At 53.1% G+C, this 4,679-nt stretch carries 7 protein-coding genes; all 7 read right to left on the bottom strand.

Features of this window, described 5'->3' with window-relative positions:
• Window positions 1–445: 445 nt before the first annotated feature.
• A complete protein-coding gene (locus MWC30_RS21250) occupies window positions 446–964 on the bottom strand; it encodes a rhodanese-like domain-containing protein (RefSeq protein WP_244086208.1) in 519 nt (172 codons plus the stop codon).
• A gap of 29 nt (window positions 965–993) precedes the next feature.
• Window positions 994–1,464 carry a MauE/DoxX family redox-associated membrane protein gene (locus tag MWC30_RS21245; RefSeq protein ID WP_244086207.1) on the bottom strand — a complete coding sequence of 157 codons (471 nt, stop codon included), beginning with the start codon at window positions 1,462–1,464 and terminating at the stop codon, window positions 994–996.
• 198 nt (window positions 1,465–1,662) lie between these two features.
• Window positions 1,663–2,232 (bottom strand): nicotinate-nucleotide adenylyltransferase, encoded by a 570-nt coding sequence (locus tag MWC30_RS21240; RefSeq protein WP_244086206.1) that lies wholly within the window; start codon window positions 2,230–2,232, stop codon window positions 1,663–1,665.
• Between the two features lie 36 nt (window positions 2,233–2,268).
• On the bottom strand, window positions 2,269–2,586 hold the full coding sequence (locus MWC30_RS21235) for a hypothetical protein (protein ID WP_244086205.1): 318 nt from the start codon (window positions 2,584–2,586) through the stop codon (window positions 2,269–2,271).
• A gap of 57 nt (window positions 2,587–2,643) precedes the next feature.
• Window positions 2,644–2,931, bottom strand: coding sequence for a hypothetical protein (locus MWC30_RS21230; RefSeq protein WP_244086204.1), 288 nt, complete (start codon window positions 2,929–2,931; stop codon window positions 2,644–2,646).
• 73 nt (window positions 2,932–3,004) lie between these two features.
• On the bottom strand, window positions 3,005–4,051 hold the full coding sequence (gene selD / locus MWC30_RS21225) for a selenide, water dikinase SelD (protein ID WP_254006176.1): 1,047 nt from the start codon (window positions 4,049–4,051) through the stop codon (window positions 3,005–3,007).
• Between the two features lie 23 nt (window positions 4,052–4,074).
• Window positions 4,075–4,679: sulfurtransferase-like selenium metabolism protein YedF (gene yedF, locus MWC30_RS21220; RefSeq protein WP_306423208.1), on the bottom strand; the 605-nt coding region annotated here is incomplete at its 5' end.

Genomic DNA, 4,679 nt, shown 5'->3' with positions numbered 1-4,679 from the left:
AGGGAATCGAGGAGCTCCATCACAGGGTCGAAATTGAGGTGAGTAAAAATAACGAGCTCCCGGGTATGAGCCGCCACGCATTTCCAGAATTGAGGGTCATCAACGGATGTGAGGAAATAGTTCTCGATGTGTTTCAGGTATTCAGAATGGCGCATATGGAATTCACCTCCCTTCCGTAGAGAATGGTGGCGACCTGTCCATTACACCAAACTTAAGCTAAATCATGTGGCGGGCTTTGTCCATAGAATTGGAATAAAAAGAAATTTGGCAGATTATCTGTCAATGATCCATGAATTTCCGAGAGTTTTATCTGCCTATAGAAAAAATGATTGAGAAATGCCTGACTCTATACTTTTCTCAATCTAAAATAAGGACTTATATTTCCGAGAGACCTCAAATAGGGAGTATTGCGACCGCAGGATAATTGAAACTTCGAGGTAGACGCTTATGGAGCTTTCTCCACAGGATAGTCGGCCTCGAGCCATGCCTTGATGCCGCCGGGGTGACGGTAAACATTGGTATAGCCGAGCTTTTCAGCCCACATGGCCGCGTTGTGGCTTCGAGTGCATTTGGTGAAACCGCAGTAGAAAACGATCTTGCGGTTCTTATCCGGGCCAAGGAGCTTTTCGAGTTTATCCTTGGTAGCGGTATCCAGTTCCTTCATTATCTCAATGGGAAACTCCATCTGTTCGGCGCCGGGGATGTGGTTCTTCTTGTAGCTGTCTTCAAAGGGCATTGTATCGACGATGAGCATGGGCTCCTTCTTGTCGATCCATCCTTTGAGCTCTTCCGTCATGACCACCTTGTACCCGCCTTTATTGATCTGATCTGCAAACGCAACGGCGATCTTTTCCGTTTCCAGCTCCTTTGTTCCCCATTCGAGAGCAAATGCATTGCCGCCAAGACAAAGGGTAACAGCAACTGCTGCGATCCACGGTACAACCCGTTTTACACTTCCCGCCATCTAAATGCCTCCTTTAGATCACTTCCTGTTCAAGTCCGAATTTCACATTCCATTCCAGAACGTCTCTGAAACCATCGCCACATGAAAAGATAGCTGACTATTCCCATGAGCCCGAGATCCCGGTAAAAAGCAATCATCAGACTCTTCTGTGAATGAAGATCATCGGGCGAGAAGCAGCCACAGTCGATATTGAGGTTGTCCAGAATTCCACGTCCCAGCAGGACAAGGAAAGCCAAGAGAAGACCTGTGATTACACTCAGGCTTCCCCGGATAGAAAAGACCAGCCCCAAGCCTGCCAAAAGCTCAATAGCGGGTAGTCCGATCGCTACGGGAATCAGCATGTCATAAGGCAGTAGGTCCCAGCCGGAGATGGTACGGGCAAATGTGCGGGGCCTGATGAGCTTAGCTCCCCCGGCCCAGATGAAAATGCAACCGAGAAAGATTCGGCTTGCACGGTATAGCCAAGGTGAATAGAAAAGTACACGTTTGAGGGGTGACATGGAATATCCCTGCATTTTTCAAAAGAAACGCCGGCCTGCGAATGTTGGAGGGAACATTACTGGGCCTCAGTGATGTTCAACCAATATATAATGCTGGCAACCCGAACCAAAGTCAAATTGGTTGTATCGATGATTTCATATTATACGGATTGGAATTGCCTATGAAATCCGGAACAGAGACGGGCTATTCAACCAACCTTATTCGGATGCGAGTGTTGTGTGAAGTTTCCGAATTCGATCGGGTATGGACCAGCTTCTCATGAGCTGTGCGGTTTGATGGGGAACCAGATGCTCCCATGCGTCGCCTGATGCCATTCTCCGGCGAATGTCGCCGGCACGCAGCCCCTTTTCATCGAGTGAGCGCATCCAGAGCACTTCCGTCTTCAGTCCGATGGAATGGAACAGATCGAGTTTTCTCCTCCCCCATTCATCGTAGATGGTGAGGTAGAAGATGGCCTCGAGAGGCACGTAGTACCTGTATAATTCCGGCAGGTTAATGGGAAAGGGAACGATGGAAAACTCCCTGTAGTCCACTCCCGCGGCGACCAGCACCTCGCGCACCATGACGTAGCGCTCGTAGTACGTCAGAGGGTTTGCAGCTGGATTACTTCTTTGGGGATCGGCAGGATCGGCTTTCGTAAGGGAAGGGTCTGGATTGGTGATTCCAACGACGATGTGGCGGCATCTAGATTTGCCGGCCAGCACGTACTTGAGATGATCGTTATGGAAAATCTGGAACCTTCCGTGAACTACTCCCACTTCTGTCATGTGGCTCCTCTCCGGGCTCCTTAGAGAATACGGTTATTATGGTTGGGATACCTCGAAAGCCCGAACAAGGCGGCGGACAACGACGGCATTGGGGTGGATAGCGAGGTAGAGAAGGGCAAGGATCGGAATCTTGGGCCAGAGGAGGCTTCCCCAGGCACAGAGGATCATCACGGAGGTCCGGGTTCCTTTGCTGGCAAGTGTTGGTTTGCCGAGATCGATTCCAAGGCATTCAGCCCTGGCGCTCGAGTAGCTTATGAGGTTGCTTCCAATGAGAGCGAGCGCGCCGAAGACGAGGATAATCCAAGGAGGCAAGGGGAAAGGAAGCCGGACCAGGTAAATGATAAGACCGATCACTAGGGCTCCGTCGGCATATCGGTCCAAAACCGAATCCCAGAATGCACCCCCCTTGCTCTACTTTCCAGTGATCCTTGCAAACTGGCCGTCCACCCCGTCAAGGACTTGGGCACATGCCGCAATGGACCCGGCAAGCCAACCCCAGCCAAGAGCGAAGACCGCTCCGCCTAAGACCCCAAGGCTTGATGAAAAAAGAGTGATCATCCAGGGCTCGAGCCCGCTCCAGGTGAGAAGATGCGGAGTAATCCGGGCGGAAAGATGAACCTTGATCCATCGTAGAACGAATCGGTCGGATGGTTTTGTCTGCCAGTCGGGTGTTGCGGTCTTGGCGCTGATACTCATCATGTTATCCTGATGCGGTCATTTCCTACGTGCTTGACTCCGTGCATTGGTTCGCTGCTACAATTCTTTTGGATATCTATTCGAGTTCTATGAGTTCCACACCGGGAGTCGCTGCCCGGCCGATGATGGCGGCATCGAGAGATCCATTGGCCTTGAGGTCATCGAGCAGCGCGGAAGCTCTGTCCTCAGGTAATGAAATGAGCAGACCACCGGAGGTCTGTGCGTCCGCAAGGATATCGAGAAGCATGGGGTCTATGGCTTTCGATTGGCGGATCTGATGGGCGCAGAAGTTTCGGTTTGAAAAACTTCCCGCGGGAACGAGCCCCATTTGGACGGACTCGAGAACCTCGGGAAGCAGAGGAACGTTACCCGCAAGGAGGGTGATTGTTACCTTGCTTCCTGTTGCCATCTCGAGTGCATGGCCCAACAGCCCGAAGCCGGTTACATCGGTGCATCCATCTACGGGATAATCGGCCATGATCTCGGCAGCTCTTCTGTTGAGGGTCGCCATGGTCTCTATGGCCTGCCTCTGCGCTTCGGCGGAAACCAACCCTGCCTTGATGGCCGTTGCCAAAACTCCGGTTCCAAGCGGCTTTGTGAGGATGAGTGCATCTCCCTGTCTGACTCCGGCATTGGTGAGTACCTTGTCAGGATGCACCAGGCCTGTGACGGAGATGCCATACTTGATCTCCGGGTCCTCCACGCTGTGCCCACCCACAAGCGCCGCTCCGGCTTCGTGGATTTTTTCCAGTCCGCCGCGAAGAATCTCCCTCAAAATCGCTTTATCCATGGTCTTGACCGGAAAACAGACCACGTTCATCACCGTCAGAGGACGTCCCCCCATGGCGTAGATATCGCCGAGGGAATTGGCCGCCGCAATGCGGCCAAAGTCGTACGGATCGTTCACGACAGGCGTGATGAAGTCAACGGTTTGAACCAGTGCCACATCCTCCGACAGGCGATACACACCGGCATCGTCGGAAGTTTCTCTCCCCACGAGAAGATTGGGATCATCTTCCAGAGGCAGACCTTCCAAAATCTCCGCTAAGTCCCCCGGACCGATTTTTGCCGCTCAACCGGCCGCGCGAACGGTTTTCGCCAGTTCTACAGGCTTCTCCGTCATCCATCGCTCCTGTTCACTTTGAGCTACATTACCGTGATGACCTTATCCGCCAGTTGCAGCGCCGTGACAATGTCGAGCATGTTGGTGGTCTCTCCCACCTGCTTCTTCTCGATCAGCTCGAAGTGATTGAGGCAGGTGCCGCAAACGAGGATGTGGATTCCGTCCTTTTCGAGAGCTTGAAGCGTCTCCAGGCACTCCGAGCCTTCCACCGCCAGTTTGACTCCGCCGTTGAGAAGGATCAGACGCCACAGCTCCGGCCCCATCTCTTTCAACGTACCGATGAAGTTGATGATGAGCTTCCTCCCGAGGACGTCATCCCCCTTGCCCATGGCTTCCGTCCCCACCAGCACCGTGATCCTGCTTCCCTGGTCGGACGATTTATGCTCTGCCATGATCGGGCAGGGAGCTTCGGATTCCTCCCGGGCTCCCATCACTTCCAAAGCCCCTTCGCTCTCGGAGATACTCACCGCATATCCCATGCGAGACAGAAAGCGGCTCACGTTTTCCTGCGCCGCGGAATTGTCGACGAGGATGCTCACCCGGGCGACATTGCCCCGCTCCAGGACTTCCCTGGTTTTCAAAACCGGGCTCGGACATGCCAACCCGCGACAATCCAGTTTTTCTTCGA

The sequence above is a fragment of the Desulforhabdus sp. TSK genome (assembly GCF_022836495.1).
Lineage (GTDB): Bacteria > Desulfobacterota > Syntrophobacteria > Syntrophobacterales > Syntrophobacteraceae > Desulforhabdus.
This window is presented reverse-complemented; position numbering and strand designations above follow the sequence as displayed.

Excerpts from the sequence above, each read along its gene's own strand:
- MWC30_RS21245 (WP_244086207.1), bottom strand. The coding sequence starts at position 1,464 with ATGTCACCCCTCAAACGTGTACTTTTCTATTCACCTTGGCTATACCGT.
- MWC30_RS21240 (WP_244086206.1), bottom strand. The coding sequence starts at position 2,232 with ATGACAGAAGTGGGAGTAGTTCACGGAAGGTTCCAGATTTTCCATAAC.
- MWC30_RS21250 (WP_244086208.1), bottom strand. The coding sequence starts at position 964 with ATGGCGGGAAGTGTAAAACGGGTTGTACCGTGGATCGCAGCAGTTGCT.
- MWC30_RS21230 (WP_244086204.1), bottom strand. The coding sequence starts at position 2,931 with ATGATGAGTATCAGCGCCAAGACCGCAACACCCGACTGGCAGACAAAA.